Origin of the sequence: Pseudomonas sp. MCal1, assembly GCF_026341415.1 — a bacterium.
GTDB lineage: Bacteria > Pseudomonadota > Gammaproteobacteria > Pseudomonadales > Pseudomonadaceae > Aquipseudomonas.
The window spans coordinates 34,852-52,924 of sequence record NZ_JAKUMP010000020.1 but is presented as its reverse complement, the minus strand read 5'-3'; the positions used below and the strand labels follow the sequence as shown (position 1 = coordinate 52,924).

The 18,073-nt window shown below is 63.2% G+C and carries 19 protein-coding genes; all 19 read right to left on the bottom strand.

What is annotated here, in order from left to right; translation table 11 throughout:
- Positions 1-27 precede the first annotated feature (27 nt).
- Positions 28-726: a 7-cyano-7-deazaguanine synthase QueC gene (queC, locus tag MKZ87_RS26935; protein WP_266202166.1), complete on the bottom strand. Its 699-nt coding sequence runs from the start codon at positions 724-726 to the stop codon at positions 28-30.
- 180 nt (positions 727-906) lie between these two features.
- Positions 907-1,710, bottom strand: a complete 804-nt coding sequence (locus MKZ87_RS26930) for a hypothetical protein (RefSeq protein ID WP_085704961.1) — start codon at positions 1,708-1,710, stop codon at positions 907-909.
- A 25-nt stretch (positions 1,711-1,735) separates the two neighbouring features.
- On the bottom strand, positions 1,736-2,962 hold the full coding sequence (locus tag MKZ87_RS26925) for a beta-ketoacyl-ACP synthase (protein WP_266202165.1): 1,227 nt from the start codon (positions 2,960-2,962) through the stop codon (positions 1,736-1,738).
- Positions 2,962-3,690, bottom strand: coding sequence for a 3-ketoacyl-ACP reductase FabG2 (locus MKZ87_RS26920; protein ID WP_085701100.1), 729 nt, complete (start codon positions 3,688-3,690; stop codon positions 2,962-2,964). The genes MKZ87_RS26925 and MKZ87_RS26920 overlap by 1 nt, the downstream gene beginning before the upstream one ends.
- Positions 3,683-4,162, bottom strand: a complete 480-nt coding sequence (locus MKZ87_RS26915) for a hotdog family protein (RefSeq protein ID WP_085704967.1) — start codon at positions 4,160-4,162, stop codon at positions 3,683-3,685. Before MKZ87_RS26915 ends, MKZ87_RS26920 begins: the two co-directional genes overlap by 8 nt.
- A complete protein-coding gene (locus tag MKZ87_RS26910; RefSeq protein WP_266202164.1) occupies positions 4,159-5,355 on the bottom strand; it encodes a beta-ketoacyl-[acyl-carrier-protein] synthase family protein in 1,197 nt (398 codons plus the stop codon). Before MKZ87_RS26910 ends, MKZ87_RS26915 begins: the two co-directional genes overlap by 4 nt.
- Positions 5,352-5,948 carry a hypothetical protein gene (locus tag MKZ87_RS26905; RefSeq protein WP_176247775.1) on the bottom strand — a complete coding sequence of 199 codons (597 nt, stop codon included), beginning with the start codon at positions 5,946-5,948 and terminating at the stop codon, positions 5,352-5,354. The genes MKZ87_RS26910 and MKZ87_RS26905 overlap by 4 nt, the downstream gene beginning before the upstream one ends.
- Positions 5,948-6,673, bottom strand: coding sequence for a class I SAM-dependent methyltransferase (locus tag MKZ87_RS26900; protein ID WP_085704971.1), 726 nt, complete (start codon positions 6,671-6,673; stop codon positions 5,948-5,950). The genes MKZ87_RS26905 and MKZ87_RS26900 overlap by 1 nt, the downstream gene beginning before the upstream one ends.
- Positions 6,670-7,917, bottom strand: a complete 1,248-nt coding sequence (locus MKZ87_RS26895; RefSeq protein WP_085704973.1) for an NAD(P)/FAD-dependent oxidoreductase — start codon at positions 7,915-7,917, stop codon at positions 6,670-6,672. Before MKZ87_RS26895 ends, MKZ87_RS26900 begins: the two co-directional genes overlap by 4 nt.
- Positions 7,904-9,064 carry a sodium:proton antiporter gene (locus MKZ87_RS26890; protein WP_085704975.1) on the bottom strand — a complete coding sequence of 387 codons (1,161 nt, stop codon included), beginning with the start codon at positions 9,062-9,064 and terminating at the stop codon, positions 7,904-7,906. The genes MKZ87_RS26895 and MKZ87_RS26890 overlap by 14 nt, the downstream gene beginning before the upstream one ends.
- The gene (locus MKZ87_RS26885) at positions 9,061-11,400 is read right to left on the bottom strand and encodes an MMPL family transporter (RefSeq protein WP_085704977.1); all 2,340 of its coding nucleotides are present in this window, start codon (positions 11,398-11,400) and stop codon (positions 9,061-9,063) included. Before MKZ87_RS26885 ends, MKZ87_RS26890 begins: the two co-directional genes overlap by 4 nt.
- Positions 11,384-11,986 carry an outer membrane lipoprotein carrier protein LolA gene (locus tag MKZ87_RS26880; protein WP_085701093.1) on the bottom strand — a complete coding sequence of 201 codons (603 nt, stop codon included), beginning with the start codon at positions 11,984-11,986 and terminating at the stop codon, positions 11,384-11,386. Before MKZ87_RS26880 ends, MKZ87_RS26885 begins: the two co-directional genes overlap by 17 nt.
- Entirely contained in the window at positions 11,983-12,408 is a 426-nt protein-coding gene (locus MKZ87_RS26875; RefSeq protein WP_085685400.1) for an acyl-CoA thioesterase, read from the bottom strand. Before MKZ87_RS26875 ends, MKZ87_RS26880 begins: the two co-directional genes overlap by 4 nt.
- On the bottom strand, positions 12,401-13,945 hold the full coding sequence (locus tag MKZ87_RS26870; protein WP_085704979.1) for an HAL/PAL/TAL family ammonia-lyase: 1,545 nt from the start codon (positions 13,943-13,945) through the stop codon (positions 12,401-12,403). Before MKZ87_RS26870 ends, MKZ87_RS26875 begins: the two co-directional genes overlap by 8 nt.
- Positions 13,926-14,873, bottom strand: coding sequence for a glycosyl transferase (locus tag MKZ87_RS26865; RefSeq protein ID WP_085701091.1), 948 nt, complete (start codon positions 14,871-14,873; stop codon positions 13,926-13,928). The genes MKZ87_RS26870 and MKZ87_RS26865 overlap by 20 nt, the downstream gene beginning before the upstream one ends.
- Complete coding sequence (locus MKZ87_RS26860) at positions 14,870-15,604, bottom strand: glycosyltransferase family 2 protein (RefSeq protein ID WP_266202163.1); 735 nt, start codon at positions 15,602-15,604, stop codon at positions 14,870-14,872. The genes MKZ87_RS26865 and MKZ87_RS26860 overlap by 4 nt, the downstream gene beginning before the upstream one ends.
- Entirely contained in the window at positions 15,597-17,276 is a 1,680-nt protein-coding gene (locus MKZ87_RS26855) for an acyl-CoA synthetase family protein (RefSeq protein ID WP_227234203.1), read from the bottom strand. The genes MKZ87_RS26860 and MKZ87_RS26855 overlap by 8 nt, the downstream gene beginning before the upstream one ends.
- Positions 17,273-17,818 carry a hypothetical protein gene (locus MKZ87_RS26850; RefSeq protein WP_007952346.1) on the bottom strand — a complete coding sequence of 182 codons (546 nt, stop codon included), beginning with the start codon at positions 17,816-17,818 and terminating at the stop codon, positions 17,273-17,275. The genes MKZ87_RS26855 and MKZ87_RS26850 overlap by 4 nt, the downstream gene beginning before the upstream one ends.
- Positions 17,815-18,069, bottom strand: a complete 255-nt coding sequence (locus MKZ87_RS26845; RefSeq protein ID WP_007947135.1) for an acyl carrier protein — start codon at positions 18,067-18,069, stop codon at positions 17,815-17,817. Before MKZ87_RS26845 ends, MKZ87_RS26850 begins: the two co-directional genes overlap by 4 nt.
- Between the last annotated feature and the right edge of the window lie 4 nt (positions 18,070-18,073).

Below are 18,073 nucleotides of genomic sequence, written 5' to 3'. Positions count from 1 at the left end.
TGCTGTTTTGCGCCCCTATGTGTTGGCTCACTCTATCTGCAATCTATATTTCAAGCTATTTGTGAATTTTTTCTTGTTCTGAAGGTAATCGCTTAGCCCCTTCGATCGAAGATTACAAGCGTTGCAGTCACCACAACCACTCCCTCTGATTCCGTTATAGCAGGAAAGCGTATGTTGACGGACCATTTCCAATTTGCCGTGATAATCAGCTAGCGCCCAGGTTTCGGGTTTAGTTAGCCACATCAGTGGGGTTTCTAGTTGTATTTCATACTCCATGCCAAGGTTTATCGCTTTATTTAAATGTTTGACAAACTCATCGCGGCAATCCGGATATCCGGCGTATTCCGTTTCACCGATACCCGATATCAAAGTCTGAGCCTGTACTTGATATGCATAAATCGAGGCCAAGGTTAAAAACACAATATTTCTTCCCGCAACAAATGTGTTCGGAAGTTTACTGTCGGATGCACTTGCGGTTGGTACGGGGATGTTTTCACGCGTCAGACTGCTGACGCTCAGATCGTTCAATAGTTTTAAATCGAGCACGTTATGTTCGGTAACCCCCAGCTCCTTTGCGAGCTGCCGCGCGACTTCGATTTCTTCGCGATGGCGTTGTCCGTAATCAAACGTGACGCAGTGAATCTCGTCGTACTTTGACAAGGCATGGATCAAACAAGTCGTGGAATCCTGCCCGCCGCTGAAAACGATTACCGCTTTTTTACGCATTTTTTCGTCCTTGAGGTGTGCCGCTTGATCGCGGCACCACTGACCTTACAGAGTAGAAAATGCGCTGAATGTGGGACTTTTCCGAATAGAAACGCTGAGCTTTCCTTGTGTGCAGTTTTTTGTGCAATAGATGGAAAAAAGGGCGCCGAATGGCGCCCTTTGTCGTTTCCGACGGCTCAATCAATCCACGTGCGCCAGATCCCCGCGCAACGCCACACTCGACACCACCAGCCCGGCGCGGCACTGGAATTTTTCGGTGTCTTTGTACAGGTCGCGCTGGTCGACGCTGGCGATGTTGATTACCGCATTCGCATCGGCTTTCTTCGCCGCTGCCTGCAAGGTCGCGAGGGCCGATTGCAGCGCCCAGAAGCAGGCGTCGGCGTCGGATTTGTTCGAACCGTTGGTCTTGCGGCTACTGCTGACGGTGTCGAGTTTGCGCACCTGGTTGGGCAGCACTTCGCCGGCCAGGTAGAACTTCACGCTGCCGTCGAGCAGGCCGGCGTCGGTAGCGCGTTTGACGCCTTCACGGAAGCTCAGGTAAGTCGGCTCATCGGCGCCTTGCTTGATGATGCCCAGGTTATTGACGGCTTCGATGTCCGGGTTGATCGACAGCTCTTTGAGTACGTTGTCACGCAGACGATTGACCCAGCGATTGTAGTTACCGTGGATCTTGCCGTCCTTGGCGTCCAGGCCGTAGCTGCTGCGGTAGTCGATCTCGAACGAAGTCGCGCTGAACGGAATGTCGACTTCGGCGTGATGGCGGCCGCGCACAGTGATGGCGGCTTTGATCATGCCCGGACGTACCGATTGCACGACCCACTGGCGGTCATTCAGCGCCGTGACAATGGCACGGCTCATCTGCGCGTCGGTGAAGCCCAGGTTGCTGGAAAACTCTTCCTTGGCGTTGTACACCGGTTTGCTGGTGCAACCACCGAGTACGAAAGCCAGGGCCAGGATGGCGGCGATGCGGTGAAACTGAGTCATTCCCTTCACTCCAGAAATGTTGCGGTCAGTGCCAGCGGCGGAAAATCAACGAAGTGTTGACGCCACCAAAAGCGAAATTGTTGTTCATCACGTATTCGTGGCTCATCTGGCGGAACTCGCCGCGCAGGTAATCAAGCTTGCCGCAGTGCGGATCGACCTCATCGAGGTTGAGCGTGTGCACGTACAGGTCACGGTTGAGCATCTCGATGCTGAACCACGACTCCAGTGCCCCGCAGGCGCCGAGGGTATGGCCCAGGAAGCTCTTTTGCGAACTGATCGGCATGCGTTCGCCGAACAGGGCACTGGTGGCCAGGGTCTCAGCGACATCGCCCTGTTCGGTGGCAGTTCCGTGGCCATTGACGTAGCCGATGACGTCCGGCGCAAGGCCTGCGTCTTCCAGCGCCAGTTCCATCGCCCGGCGCATGGTGACTTGTTCGGGGCGGGTGGTGTGCTGGCCGTCGGCGTTGCTGCCGAAGCCGACGATTTCGGCGTGAATGCGTGCTCCGCGTGCAAGGGCGTGCTCCAGCTCTTCAAGCACCAGCATGCCGCCGCCTTCACCGATCACCAGACCGTCGCGGCCCTTGTCGTACGGGCGTGGCGAGGTGTGCGGTGCATCGTTTTTCAGGCTGGTGGCGTACAGCGCGTCGAACACCATGGCTTCGGTCGGGCACAGTTCTTCGGCGCCACCGGCGAGCATCAGCGGCAGACGTCCGAACTTGATCGCCTCGTAGGCGTAGCCGATACCCTGGCTGCCACTGGTGCAGGCGCTGGAGGTCGGGATCAAACGGCCGGTGAGGCCGAAGAAGATGCTGATGTTCGCCGCCGTGGTGTGCGGCATCATCCGCACATAGGAGTTGGCATTAAGGCCTTCGGCCACCGAGTTGAGCAGCATGTTGCCGAACGCCTTGATTTCGTCGGTGCTGCCGGTGGACGAACCACAGGCCACGCCCATGCGCCCGTCCTTGATCGACTCGTCGCCAAGCAGGCCGGCATCGGCCAGCGCTTTTTCCGCGGCGCAGACGGCCAGGCGTGAAACCCGGCCCATGCTGCGCAGTTGCTTGCGGGTCCAGTGCGCCGGGACCTGGAAATCATCGATGGGCCCGGCCAGGCGCGTGTTGAGCTCGCTGAAACGATCCCACTCGTCCATCCGGCGGATGCCGCTGCGGTTGGCGGCGAAATTGCCGGCGATGGTGTCCCAGTCGCTGCCCAGCGAGGTAATGCCGGCCATGCCGGTGACGACAACGCGCTTCATCAGCACAAGCCTCCGTTGACCGCCAGCACCTGGCGGGTGATGTACGACGCTTCCGCCGACATCAGGAAATTCACCGCACCGGCCACCTCTTCAGGCGTGCCCATGCGTTGTGCGGGGATCATTTTCATCAGCTCTTCCACCGGCACGTTTTCATCGAGCATCGCCGTATCGATCAGGCCCGGCGCAACGCAGTTGACCGTGATCTTGCGCTTGGCCAGTTCGATCGCCAAGGCTTTCGCGGCGCCGATCACGCCGGCCTTCGAGGCGCTGTAATTGACCTGGCCGCGATTGCCGATCAGTCCCGAAACCGAGGTGATGCAAACGATGCGACCAGCGGCGCGGCGGCGGATCATCGGCATCATCACCGGGTGCAGGACGTTGTAGAAGCCGTCGAGGTTGGTACGCAGCACCACGTCCCAGTCGTCGTCGCTCAGGGCCGGAAAGGCGCCGTCGCGGGTCAGGCCGGCGTTGAGCACCACGCCGTAATAGGCGCCGTGGGCTTCAACATCGGCTTCGAGGATGGTTTTGCAGCTTTCGCGGTCAGCCACGTCGAATTGCAGGATGCGCGCGTTGCGGCCGAGCGCTTCGACTTCGGCTTTCACCGCTTGCGCTTCGCTCACGCCGCTGCGGCAATGCAGGACGATATCGTGGCCGGCGCTGGCCAGACGCAGGGCGATGGCGCGGCCGATGCCACGGCTGGAGCCGGTGACCAGTATTGATTCAGTCATCGTTCGACTCCTTGTTGGTTTCGTTGCGGGTTTGTTCCAGATAGTCCGCCGCCTGCGGCGGGCGGAACACGTTCAGCCGGGCGCTGGCCTCGATGCCGGGCGCGTTGATATGGCATTCGAATACCCCCATGCCGTTGTCGTCTTCCAGCGAGCGCAGGCCATGGATGGTCAGTTCGCTGCCGACCGGAAAGGCCGCGACATTGCATTCGAACTTGCGTGTGCCGAGCAGAAAACCCAGCTCCACCGGATTGCCTTTCTGTCGTGCATGGCAGCCGGCGAACGCGGCGACGCTTTGCGCCATCAGCTCGACGCCGACCCAGGCCGGCAGGCTGCCGTCGGGCAGGCTGAACAGGCCGCCGGGCCGGACGGTGAGGGTGGTGTGGATCTGTTCGTCGTCAAAGCTCAGGATCCGGTCGATCAGGATCATGTCGCCAGCGTGGGGCAGCAGTTCGGCGAGCGGCCAGTGGGTCATGGGGCGTCTCCGATAATCAGGCTGACGTTATTGCCACCGAAGGCAAACGAATTGCTCATCAGGTGGCGGGGTGCAGTGGACGCCAGGCGTTCGCTTGCGGTCACCCACTTCAACGCTGGCAGTGCCGGGTCGGCCTGGCCGTCCCAGATGTGCGGCGGCAAGGCGTGGTCGGGATTGTCGGCACTCAGGCTCAACCAGCAGAACGCCGCTTCCAGTGCGCCGGCGGCACCGAGAGTGTGGCCGGTCATCGGTTTGGTCGAGGAACACGGCACGCCGTCGACAAACAGCGCGGCGACGGCCAGGCTTTCCATGGCGTCGTTGTGTTGAGTCGCGGTGCCGTGCAGGTTCAGGTAGCTGATATCGCCGGCTTGCAGTTGGGCCTGATCGAGGGCTTTCTGCATCGATTGCCGCGCGCCACGGCCGGTCGGCTCCGGCGCGGAAATGTGGTGCGCGTCGGAGCTGGCGCCAGCGCCGAGCAGGGCGATGCCCGGCCCTGCGCCGCGTTCTTTGCTCATCACGAACAGCACCGCCGCTTCGCCGATGTTGATGCCGTTTCGGTTGGCGGAAAACGGATTGCAGCGCTCGTCCGACACGGCTTCCAGCGCACTGAAACCATTGAGGGTCAGCTTGCACAGGCTGTCGACACCGCCGCACAGCACTGCGTCGCACAGGCCCAGATCAAGCAGGCGCCGGGCGCTCATCAGTGCGCGTGCGCTGGAGGTGCAGGCAGTTGAAATCACATAGGTCGGGCCGCTCAGTTGCAGCCAGTCGGCGAGGAAATTCGCCGGAGCGCCGAGTTCCTGTTGCCGGTAGTCGTAATCGGCCGGGAACTGGTGGTCCCGAATGTAGTGCGCCAAGCCGCGACTGGCCTCGTCGATACCCGAAGTGCTGGTGCCAAGCACCACGCCGATGCGATCACGACCGTAAGTCTGGATCGCCTGCTCGATGTCATCGCGAATCTGCAACGCGGCTTCCAGCAACAGTTGGTTGTTGCGGCTGCGCTGGTCGGCCAAGGCATCTGGAATCGGCGCCAGATCGCCGTGCACAGCGGCCACCGGCAGCTCGCGCTCCGGCACCCAGCCGGACTCGCGGCGCATGCCCGAGCAGTCGCCGGCAAACAGGTTGCGTGCCACGGCTTGCTTGTCGCGCCCCAGGGCGCAGATCACGCCGAGGGCATTGAGGTAGGCGGTCATGACGTCGGTTCACCGAGTGGCGTTACGCGATAGTGCGGGCCTTGGGGCAGATTCAATTCGAAGCTCAAGGGTTGGGTGTAACGGATGTCCCAGCGCGCCGGCAGGGAACGTTGGCCGCCCTGTTGCTGCGCGTCGGGGTAGTTGCGCGACAGTTCGCCCGATGGGGTCAGGGCGAACAGCAGCGCGGCGAACAGTTCCCGGGCTTCCGGGTTGGGCGGCAGCAGGCCGTCAGCCTGCCAGTGCCCGTCGATCAACTGCTGACGCGCCTGGGGAATGCCCAGTGGATCCATCATCGACCAGCGGATGCCGGGGCCTTCGCGCTGGATCACCAGCAACCAGTCTTGCTGTTGCCCGGCCAGATGCCGCTCGATATGCAATTGCATCGGCAGCGCCAGGTTCGGGTTGCCAACCGGCAGCGGCGCCCGACTGGCGCAGGCACTCAAGAACAGTACAACGACGAGCACAAAAAAACGGCATACATCGGACACTGTGGGAGCGAGCTTGCTCGCGAATGCGATCTCACATTCAACCTTTCTGGTGTCTGAAATACCGTTTTCGCGAGCAAGCTCGCTCCCACATGCGATGTGTGGCATCAGTTATCACCTTGCAGCGGTTTGCGGGCCACCACGTTGACCAGGGTTTCTTCCCGTTGGCCAAAGGGCTTGGGCTGGCGCAGGCCAAAACGTTCGAGCAAACCGAAATCCTTCGACCGGCTCCACCACAGATACGGGTACGAAACGTTCTGTTCGCCGAACTCGAAACCCTGCTGGCGAATCATCTCCAGGTACTGCGCCGCACTCTTTTGTACGTGCATCGGATGGCGGAACAGCCAGCGAATCACCCACGTATCAATGTAAGCCTCGGTGGACTCGGCGAACAGCAGATAACCGCCCGGCTTGAGCACTCGATAGAACTCGGCGAGGGCTTTTTCCTGCTCGACCAGATGATGGAAGGTCTGGTGACAGAACAGCAGGTCGACGCTGGCGTCCGGCACATTGAGCGTCGCGCAGTCGCTGCCGATCAGCTCGACGTCGAAGCCCTGACGTGCGGCCTCGGCAGCGCTCAGTTCAAGGCTGTGCGGATCGGCATCGACGCCGATCAGGCGCTGTGGCGCGAAGGTCTGGCGCAGGTGGCCGAACGACTTGCCCTGGCCGCAACCGGCATCCAGCAGCACCGGGTTGGCTGGCAACGATTCGCTGAACAGCCCGCGCAGATCGTTGATCGCCACGCGCAGCACATGGTGTTGCCAGGTGTGGCTGCGCAGGAACCAGAAGCCGAAACGGGTTTCCTCGACGTAGTTGTCGCTCAAGTAATTCATGTGTCGTCCCTTGCACAGAGTTCGGAGATCGTCTTCAACCGACGGCGCGCTTCACTGACGAACGGGTTGCGTTCGTCCCAGGCGTAACCGGCGAGGATCGAGCAGATCATGCGGCGGATTTCCGGCGAGCCTTGCTCGTGGAAAATCACGTCCTGGAAAGTGCTGGCGTACCAGCCTTCGACGTAACAGCGGAAGGTGTCGACCCCGCGCTTCAGCGGCTCGGCGAACTCCCGTTGCCAGTCCACCGCTTCGCCCTGCAACTGCCGGTGCAGCACAGCGGCGGCCATGCTTGCCGAACGCATGGCAATGGTCACGCCGGAGGAGAACACCGGGTCGAGAAATTCCGCCGCGTTGCCCAGCAGCGCGAAGCCCGGGCCGTGCAGGGTTTTGACGTTGGCTGCATAGCCGCCGAGGGTGCGTGCCGGTGTATCCCACACGGCGTTGTTCAGCACCTTGGCCAGGCTCGGGGTTTCGGCGATGAACCCGCGCAGGCAGCCGTCGAGATCGGCATCGCGACCTGCGAAATGTTCGGCAGCCGCCACCACGCCGACGGAGCAGCGACCGTTGCTGAACGGGATCGACCAGAACCAGATATCGCGGTGCTGCGGGTGGATGGTGATGAGGATTTTCTCCCGGTCGAAACCGGGATGATCGATATGGTCTTCAACGTGGGTGAATACGGCCTGGCGAATCGGGAAATTCGACGGCGCTTCCAGGTCGAGCAGGCGTGACAGCACGCGGCCGTAGCCGCTGGCATCGAGGACAAAATCGGCTTCGACGCGGTATTCGCTGCCGTCCTCGCGACGCACATTCAGCTGCGGGCGCGGGCGTTCGAAATCGACGCTGACAATCGCGTCGCCGTAGCGGATTTCCGCACCCTGCAACGCCGCCTGATCGGCCAGCAACTTGTCGAAGTCGGCGCGTTGCACCTGCAGGGTCGTCGGCTTGCCGGCGGTGAAGGTGTCAGCAAAATCAAACGCGCTGTAGCGCTCGCCCCAGGCAAACGCCGCACCGTTCTTGCGCTGGAACCCGGCGGCATTCACCGCCTCGAGCATGCCGGCCTCTTCGACGAAATCCAGGCAATGGCAGAGCAGGCTTTCACCGATGGAGAACCTCGGGAAATGCTGACGCTCGATCACCAGCACGTCGTGCCCCTTGCGCTTGAGCAATGCGGCGGCGATGGCGCCGGAGGGGCCGGCGCCGATGATCACGACCTGACGGGATTCCATTTCAACGATTGGCACGCGAGCTCCTGGGTACGGCAATAGGATTCAGTGACGCCCGGTGCAGGCCGATGAAAGCCGGCAACAGCGTCGCGATCAGACCCATCAGCATCAGCGCAAAGTACAGCGCCGGGCTGATGAGCTGTTGTTGCAACAGCAGATTGAGAAAGACGATTTCGCTCAAGCCGCGAATGTTCAGCAGCACGCTTTCGCGCCAGCGGCTGGCGCCCGCGAACGACGCGCCGGCCCAGCCGAGGCCGAGCCAGTTGCCCACGATTTTGCTAACGACCGGCAGCAGCAGGAGCGCTGCCCATTGCACAGCGCCAAGGCTGGCGAGGGCGCTGTGCACATCGATCTGCACGATGCCGAAAGTGAGGATCAGCGGAATCGCGACCCACGTCTGCAAGCGGTTCATCCAGTGCGCCGGCAGCGGCAACACCAGCGGCACCTTGAGCGCGGCCATGCACAACAGATAGCCGATGCCGAAAATCAGCGCGTTGAGTTTGTAGTGTTCGGCCAGCACCAGCAGCGCAAAGAAACCGAGGCTGTAGGTCAATGGCCGGCGTATGCCGCACACCCGCAGCAGCACCGGCACGCAGGCCAGCCCCAGCGGCAACAACAGACTGCTCAGGTGCAGGCTGCCCTGAGCGAGGCCGAACAGAGTCCAGCAGGTCAGGTCGATCAGGATCGCGGTCTGCACCAGGCGCCGGGTGGCGGCAGGCGGATAGTCGATATGGCGCAGGTACAGGTAAAGCACCGGGATCGCGGTGATGGCGAACACCAGGCCGATGGCCAGCGAGTTGATCCACGGCTGCGTCGGCAACAGCCAGTACGCCGTCGCCAGGCCGCAGGTGAACGGCACGGCGAAACTCGGCAGGGCGATCTTCACGCTCTGACGGTCCAGGCGCAGGTCGATCACGTCGCTGAGGATGTGCCCCAGCAACAGGGCGAAGCTCAGGCTGTAGAGGTTTTTCAGCCAGCCCGGCGCAATCAGTTCGGCGCCGTTGAGTTGCCAGCCCGGTTCGATCCAGAAGTACATCAGCAGCGGCAGGCCGAAGCTGGCCAGCAGCAATTGACTGACGATCGGGATCAGCCCGAAATGCCGGCCGACCCGGGTGGCGACGAAGAACAGCGCCAGGGCCATCAGCCAGAAAATCCACACCATCACGCTGAACGCTCCGTGACGGCAACCGCATGGGCCTGACGCCCGGCCCACGGCGCGAGCATGAAGCTGAAGGCCAGACCGAGGCTCACCGACAGACCGAAGTTGCTCACCGCTGGCGTACTCGACACCGCCAGCAGGCCGAACGACAGCCAGGTGGTGGCGGCCGCAAGCAAGGTGCCGAGCAGGCTGACGGCCGCGCCGCCGACCTGCTCGCGCATGAGGATTGCGTAGTCGACGCTGATCGCCGTCACCAGCAGCAGGCCGAACAGGCTGAACAGGGTCAGCGGCTGGCCGAGCCAGCCCAGGCTGGCGAGGCTGCACAGCGCAGCAAGCAGCGGCAGGGCGACGATCCGCAGGGCGCCACCGAGACCGAACGGCAGCATCAGCACCAGCACGATCAACACGCAGGAGGCGAGTTTCAGTTCAGCGGCGCTGATCTGGGTCTGGGCGAATACCTTGTTCAGATCACCGAGCCGGTCCACCAGCATCACACCCGGCAGGTCCAGCGCCTGCACCCGCAGCAGCGACGGATTGTTCAGGCCTTGCAGGCTGACCATTGCCGCCACGCCGTCCTCGGTCCGTCCCAGCCACAACGTGCGGTAGGGCTCGCCGAGCGGGCCGGCCAGCGCGGCATCGATGTCTTCGGCGGGCAGGGCCTGCAACTGTTGCAGTTCGTTCTGCAGCGCCGCCAGCGGCACCCCGACCTCCAGCAACGGCTGCCAGAACGGCGGCAACTTGTTCAGCGCTTCACGAACTTGTTGTTGCTGAGCCGGCGGGCTGACCAGTTGATTGAGCGCCAGATAACCTTGCAACTTGTCGAGGTTGACCAGTTGATCCAGCCGCTCGCTCAAAGCCGCTTGCCGCTCCAGCAATTGCTGCTGGTCGGCGGCGCGCACCAGGAAGAACTGGCTGGTCGGCTGATAACCGGTAATCCGCGCAATGGTCTGCGCCTCATCGGTCAGGCGTTGCGGGGCACCGACCCACTGGCGAATGTCGTTCTTGCTCTCCAGTTGCAGCAGACCACCGACGCAGAAGGCGATCAGCAGGGCCAGCAACACCGGAGTCCTGACGTGTTCGAGCAGATTTTCCCGCAGTCGCACCAGACGTTCGGCAAGCCGCAGCGGCCATTGCGCCGGGCGCAGTTCGACGTTTTTCAGCAGCGCCGGCAACAGGCACACCGCCGACAGGTAGGCGCCGAGCAAACCGGCGGCGGAGAACACCGCGATCTGGGTCAGTGCCGGGAAAGGCGTCCAGGCCAGCGCCAGATAACCGATGGCGCTGGTGATCAGGCTCAACGTCAGCCCGGACAGGGTCAGGCGCAGCGCCGGCCAACTGCGCCACGGCTTGAGGCTCCAGCTCTTGGACAGATAGTGCAGCGGGTAATCCACCGCCACTCCGATCAGGCTGGAACCAAGCACCAGGGTCATCACATGCATGTGCCCGAACAGCGCAACACAGGCCACAGCCCCGAACAGCATGCCGACCAGCACCGGAATGAACGCCAGCAGCACCCGCCAGCGGCGGAAGGCGAGCAGCAACAGCAACAGGATGCCGACGGTGGCGCCACCGCCGACCCAGGTCATTTCCCGGGTCGCCTGTTGCTGACCGTTGGCGGCGTAAAGCAGGCCGCTGGCGGCCAGCAATTGCACGTTGGCGCTCGCTGCCAGCTCACGGCTGTGTTGCAGCAGAGCGGCGACTTGCAGCGGCTGATTCATGTCGAAGGCGCTGCCGGTGGTGCGTGCGCGCAGCAGCACCCAGCTCTTGCCGTCGGCATCGGCGATCAACGCGCCGCTGCCGATGTCCAGTTGCACCGCGCCATGTTGCGGCTGGCTGTTCTGGATGCGCCCGGTCAGGCCCAGCCAGTCGTCCTGGCTCGGCACCAGACTGAATCCGGTGAACGGGTCGAACAGCGCCTGCACCCGTTGCTGGATGAAGGCGTCGGGATGTTTGGTCAAAAGTTGCCGGTCATCCGCCGAAAGCATCGCCAGCCGCCCTTGCAGCAGTTGCGTGCGCAGGGCCGGCAGGTCGGCTTGCAGGTTCCACTGGACCTTTTCGAACAGGCCGCTGGCCTGCCATTGCTCGCCCAGGGTCTGGGCCATCGCGACGGCTTGCTGACGATCGGCGTGACCGACCAGCACCAGCATGTCGCGGTTGAGCGGCTCCTGCATGCGTTGTTCGGCGCGCACTTCGAGGGCGTCCGGGTGGGTGCCGGGCACCAGTTCCATCAGGTTCGCCGACAGCGGCGCGCCGTCGCGCCATTGCCAGGCGCCCAGTGCGACGACGGCCAGCAGCAGGATCAGGAACAGCCAGGGCAGCCTGCGTTCACTCGGCAAAGTCATGTTGCTCCGCGTCGCTCAGAGGTTGGCCGGCGGTGCTGTCCTGCATGCGCAGCACGGTGCTGTCGCCCTGGGTTTCCAGCAGTTCGATGGTGTTTACCAACGCGCCGCCGCTGATGTTGATCTGATTGAAGACCTGCTTGAGCAGCACCGAACGCGGGCTCAGGGTCAGTTGCCATTGCTGCGCGTCGCCGCTCAGGGCCAGTTCGAAATCCCGTTGCAGGCCGCTGCTGTCGCCTTGCAGCACGGCGAGGAACAAACGGTTCTGCTCGGCGCCGGCGCTCTTGTTCGGCAGCTGTTGCCAGCCGCTGGCATCACGTCGGGCGATGCCCTTGGCACTGATGCGGTAGTCCTGCTGCAGCGGCGTTTTCAACAGCCACAGCAGGCCATGGTTTTTCGCGAGGACGAAACTGCCCTTGCTGATCAGCGGCTGTGGCAGGGCGCGCAGGTGCTTTTCCTGGGTGAACTGGCCGTGGATCACGTCCGGTTTCGCCAGCTGCTCGCTCAACTGTTGCAGGTCGAAGGCGTTGGCCAGCGACGACAGCGTCAGCAGCGCCAGGGCTCCGAGGGATTTCACCAACACATTCATCGCAGCATCCTTTCCACGGCATCGGTGAAGACTTTCGGCGACGCCAGTTGCATCTCGCGGCTGCTGACTTCGACGGCAACCTGCACCGAGCTGGCGCGAGTCAGGCGTTCGCCGGTCTCGGCGTCGGTGATCAGGTAGTGAATCTTCAGGCGGTTTTCCCATTCCACCAGGCTGGCGCGCACGTTCAGCCGTTGACCGAACACCGCGCCGCGCACGTAGCGCAATTGCAGGTCGATCACCGGCCAGGCGTAGCCCGAGTCGACCATCTGGTTGTAGTTGTGGCCGATCTTGTCGAGCAATGCGCACCGCGCCACTTCCAGGTATTTCACGTAATGGCCGTGCCAGACGACGTGCATGGTGTCGACGTCAAAGAACGGCACGAGGATTTCTGTATCGGCGTGAAGCACTCCGGCACTACGCATGCAGCCTCCAGTGTTGCTCGGCGATGCGTTGCAGACACAGGCGCAGTTCGCCTTCCAGGGCACGGTCTTCGATGACTGGCGGGAAGTCCTGGGCCAGCGCTTCGTGCATCGCGGCCAGGGACGGAGGCAGCGGACGCGCGTCTGCATCGCGACCGCGCAGCCACACGCCTTGATTGGCGGCGAGCAGCGTGGCGGCGGCGACCTGTTCGGTCAGCTCCAGCACACGAATGGCGTCGCGGGCGGCGATGGTGCCCATGCTCACCTTGTCCTGGTTGTGGCATTCGGTGGAGCGCGAGAACACGCTGGCCGGCAGGGTGTTTTTCAACGCTTCGGCAGTCCAGGCGCTGGCGCCGATCTGCACAGCCTTGAAGCCGTGGTTGAGCATCGCGCGGTCGGCGCTGGCGCCGGACAGATTGCTCGGCAAACCGTGGTTGTAACGCTCGTCCACCAGCAGCGCGAGTTGTCGGTCGAGCAGGTCGGCGACGTTGGCCACGAGGTTTTTCAGGCTGTCCATGGCGAACGCGATATGCCCGCCGTAGAAGTGCCCGCCGTGCAGCACGCGCTCGGCTTCGGCGTCGATGATCGGGTTGTCGTTGGCGCTGTTGAGTTCGGTTTCGATGAACGAGCGCAGCCAGTTCAGGCTGTCGGCCAATACGCCTAGTACATGCGGTGCGCAGCGCAGCGAGTAGCGATCCTGCAAGCGGTGCAGCGGCGCGGTCGGCGCGTCGATCGCCAGATCCTTGCGCAGCCACGCGGCCACCTGCATCTGGCCCGGATGCGGCTTGGCGGCGAACAGGCGCTCGTCGAAGTGTTCCGGATTGCCTTGCAGCGCCACCACGTTCAGCGCGGTGATTCGGGTGGCCAGTTGCAGCAGGTAGTCGGCGCGGGCGTAAGCCAGGCAGGCGAGACCGGTCATCACGGCGGTGCCGTTCATCAGTGCCAGCGCTTCTTTCGGACGCAGCACCAGCGGCGTCCAGCCCAGTTCACGGTGTACGTCGGCAGCCTGGCGGCGCTCGCCACGAAACATCACTTCACGCTCGCCGGACAGGGTCGCGGCAACGTAGGACAGCGGCGTCAGATCGCCGCTGGCGCCCACCGAACCTTCTTCGGGGATCAGCGGCAGAATGTCGTGTTCAAGAAACGCATGCAGGCGTTCCAGCAACTCGATGCGCACCCCGGACACGCCGTGGCACAGCGACTGCAAACGCGCCGCCAGTACCGCGCGCGTGGCCGGGGCGTCGAGCAGTTTACCCAGCCCGCAACCGTGGAACGTGTAGAGATGACGCGGCAGCGCCTCGACGTGATGCAGCGGCACCGCGACCACGCAGGAATCACCGTAACCGGTGGTCACGCCGTAGATCACGCCTTCCTTGTCCAGCAGCGAATCGAGGAACCGCGCGCCCTTGGCGATGCGTTCGCGATAAGGCGCGTCGCTCTGCAACTGCACGGGCGCCTGACGGTTGGCCAGGGCCAGCACGTCTTCGATGCGCAAAGGGCGTTCGCCGAAGGTGACCGGCTCAGGAGTTGGCGTTGTCATCGGTTTTCCAGAATGGGTAAAAGTTGAACCATTGGCACGGTGCTTCGAGGCAATAGTGACTCAGGCGTTCGGCGTAGCGGGTGGCCCACTGATGAATGACCTGTTCGCGCTCGCGGCGTGACCACACCACGGCATCGGCGAACGGCTCCAGGGTCAGGCGATAGTGGCCGTCGGGCTGTTTCAGGCACATCAGCAGGTTGACCGGGCATTTCAGCAGGCCGGCCAGCAGCCACGGCCCTTGCGGGAATGGCGCGCGATGGCCGAGAAAGTCCACGGTCACACTGCGCCCGCCATGCAGCGGCACGCGGTCGCCGGCAATCGCCAGCCATTCGCCACGTTCCAGGCGTTCGTGCAGTTGCAGCATGATCACCGGGTCCAGCTCGCTGACCTGGATCAGCCGCAAATTGGTCGCTCCGGCTTCGCCCAGCAGGCGATTGAATTGCTCGGCGTGCTTGGTGTGCACCAGCACGTTCATCGTGACCTTTTCGCCCAGCTCCGCCAGCGCCCGGCACACTTCGAGGTTGCCCAGATGCGCGCCCACCAGCATTTGCCCGCGACTGCCGCGCAACTGATTGCGCAGCAGCGCCGGGTCGATGATTTCGATCTGCTCGATCTTCAGCTTGCCGTTCCACACGTCGAGCTTGTCGAGCAGCGAATCGGCGAATGCCATGAACTGGCGGAACACCCGCCAACGGGTCGGACGCAGTTCGCGGCGACCGCTCCAGTCAGCGAGGCGCTGTTGATACTGCCAGGCACTGCGCCGCGCCGTGCGGCCGAACAGGAAAAAGTACAGAACGATGCCGTACAGCAACGGGCTCAGCAGGCGTCGGCCAAGGACTTTGGCGGCGAACGCGGTGAGTTTCATCAGCAGGAAACTGCCGCGCTCTTCGCGGTCGGCCCAATGCTTCTTGTCGGTCTCGACGGTCATGGGCGCCACCGTCGCCAGAGGATCACGGGCAGGCGCAGCAACATGCCGAAGAACAGGCGCGTGTGCATGCTCGAGATCAGCACGTTGTCATGGAACAGGCGAAAGTGCGACACGCCGTCCAGCGGGTAATGCACGCTGGTCTGCAACCAGCGCATCGGCTGATTGCGCCACGCCAGGCGCACCAGAATGTCCGAGTCGAAATCCATGCGCTTGCCGATCCGCGCCGAATCGATCACGCCCAGCGTCGGTTCCAGCGGATACACCCGGAAGCCGCACATCGAATCGCGAATCTGCAGCGACAAGGTGTTGATCCACACCATCACATGGGTCAGGTAACGCGCATACAAACGGCCCTTGGGCACGCTGGCGTCATACAGCGGATAGCCGCAGACCAGCGACTCGGGGTGAGCGCGGGACTCTTCGATGAAACGCGCGACATCCTGCAAGTCGTGCTGACCATCGGCGTCGACCTGCAAGGCATGGCTGAAGCCCAGACGCGCGGCTTCACGCAGGCCGGTCATGACCGCGCCGCCCTTGCCCTGGTTGGCGGTGAGGCGCACCAGATAAACCCGCTCGCGCTCGGCCAGCGCGTCCAGCACCGCCGCGCAGGATTTGCTGCTGGCATCGTCCACCAGAATGCATGGCAGACCTTCGGCGAGCAGGGCGTCGACCACCGTGCCGATGGCGGTTTCGTGGTTGTAGACCGGGATCACTGCGCAAGGGTTATGCATCGCCAGTCCCCAGCAGAATCCGCCCGCTGGAACAGGTGGCGGTGTCGTTGCGGTAGGCGAAATACAACTTGCCGCGCTCCGGGTCGAAACGCAGGTGCAGCTGGATTTCATCGCCGGGGCGCACCAGTTGCTGGAATTTCAGCACTTCCATGCCGGCGAACGTGCCGGGCAGGTTCAGCAGTTGCCGACCCAGGTTCAGCGCCCATTCGACCTGCACCACGCCGGGCAGCACCGGGGCCTTGGGGAAGTGGCCGCTGAAGTAGGCCAGGTCCGGCGGAACGCTTAATTGCAGGTTCCATTCGCCCTCGGTTTCGGCCTGTTCCAGAATCTCCGGCGCCTTTGGTCGTGGCGCCAGCAGCAAGGCTTCGACGTCGGCCTGAGGCAACTTGCCCTGAGTGTTCAGCGGCAGTTGTCGCAGCAGGCGCCAGCGGCGGGGCAGGGCCAGGGCTTCGCAATGGTCGCCGAGATAACGGCGCAGGGTTTCGGTCAGGCTGCGCCGACCGTGTTCGCGCAGGGCAAACAGGCCGGATTCGCTGAGCACCAGCAGCGCGCCGAGGGACGCACGGTTTTCCTGCACCACGCCCAGACGTGCTTCGGCGACCCAGTCGTGAGCCACCAGCGCCTGTTCAAGCATTGGCAGGGAAATACGTTTTTCTTCGAGTTTGACGATCCGGTCGAGCCGTCCGAGCAATTCAAAGCGGCCATCGCCCTGAATGCGCGCCGCGTCGGCGGTGTGTTCGACATGCCCGGCGGGCAGATACGGCGAAGCGATCAGCAAGGCGCCGTCGCTGTCCTGACTCAACTCGACGCCGGCAAACGGCTGCCACAACGATTCGCCCTGACGCCAGGCGATGCCGCCGGTTTCCGAGCTGCCGAGGATTTCCGTCGGCCATTGTCCCAGACGTTGATGCAGGCTTTGCGCGGCGTCTGCCGGCAGTGCGCCACCGGATGAAAACACCCGGCGCACGACGCTCAGGGCCGGCCAGTCGAGGTTGTCGCCCATGCGCTTGAGGAGCGCCGGGCTGGCGACCCAGGCAAAGGCCGGGTGCTCGCGGCTGGCGCGTTGCAGGTCTTCCGGGAAGGCCAGTTGCTTGCGCAGGAACGGACGCCCGGCGCACAACGGCCACAGCACGCGGAACAGCAAGCCGTAGATGTGTTGGGTGGCGACGCTGCCGAGGATGCAGGCCTCACCCAGATCGGCGCCCCACAGTTGCTCAAGGGCTTCGACTTCGTTGGCCAGTTGCCGCAGGGATTTGTCGATGCGCTTGGGCTCGCCGCTGGAGCCGGAGGTGCACAGGCTCAGACGGCACTGGTCGAGATCCAGTTCGGCAGCGGGCAGAGGAGGTTGCAGCAGATCGCTCAGGCGAGCGTCATCGGCCTGATCGGTGAGCCACAGATCGACTTCGTTCGACCAGCGCTGGCGGGTCTGCGCTTGCAGATCCGAAGGCAGCAACACGCTGATGCCGGCGCGCCAGGCACCGAGCAGGGCGATGGCAAGCTCGGCGGCATCTTCCAGATGCACTGCCAGACGCTTCACGCCGCGGGCCTGCAGACCGGCGGCCAGACTCAGGGCTTGCTCGCGCAGGTGTGCGTGATCGAGTGCCGGCGCGACGGTGATTGCGCGCTGCGGCAGATCCTTGAGCAACAGCTGCTCAAGTTTTATCCAGTTCATGGGCGACCTCTTACCCTTTGTCGTATCAGCCATTCAATGGCAAACATCAGGCCGATCAATCCGTAGGAGATCAGGCCGGTGTACAACATCCACCAGTTCAGCGGCGCCCAGAGTGTCAGCAGGGCGGCGCACAAACCGTTGCAAAAGAAAAACACGCTCCAGGCCACGGTGACCTGGCGGGTGTAACGAATCGCCTTGGGCGGCAGTTGTGGCTCACGCAGGCGCGCCAGACGCTCGACCATCGGCGGCCCGTATTTCAGGCTCAGGCTGAACAGCACCAGCATGAAGCCGCTGATCAGCACCGGGTACCAGCGCAACAGCAAAGGGCTGTCGAACACCGCCAGCAGCAGGCAGAACACGATCGCCACGCAGGCCATCCACAAACTGCCGGGCTTGCGTTCGCCGGTCAGCGCCCGGGCCAGCCACAGGCCGCCCAGCAGCAGGCCGAACTGCCATGGCGCGAAATGCTCCATGCCGAAATACACCGCAAAGGGATACAGCAGGCCCGCCAGCAGCAGGCCGAGGCCGATCAGTCGGCTCATGCGGCCGGTTGAACCAGACGGTAGACCGCCTCGACCACGTCGCTGACGGTACGCACCGACTTGAATTCCTCGGCGGCGATTTTCTTGCCGGTCTGGCGTTTGATGTGATCGATCAGGTCGACGGCGTCGATGCTGTCGATTTCCAGATCCTGATACAGGTTGGATTCCAGGCTCACGCGAGCCGGGTCCAGTTCGAACAGCTCGACCAGGGCATCGCGCAGGGTGTTGAAAATGTCGTCACGAGTTTGCATGGTC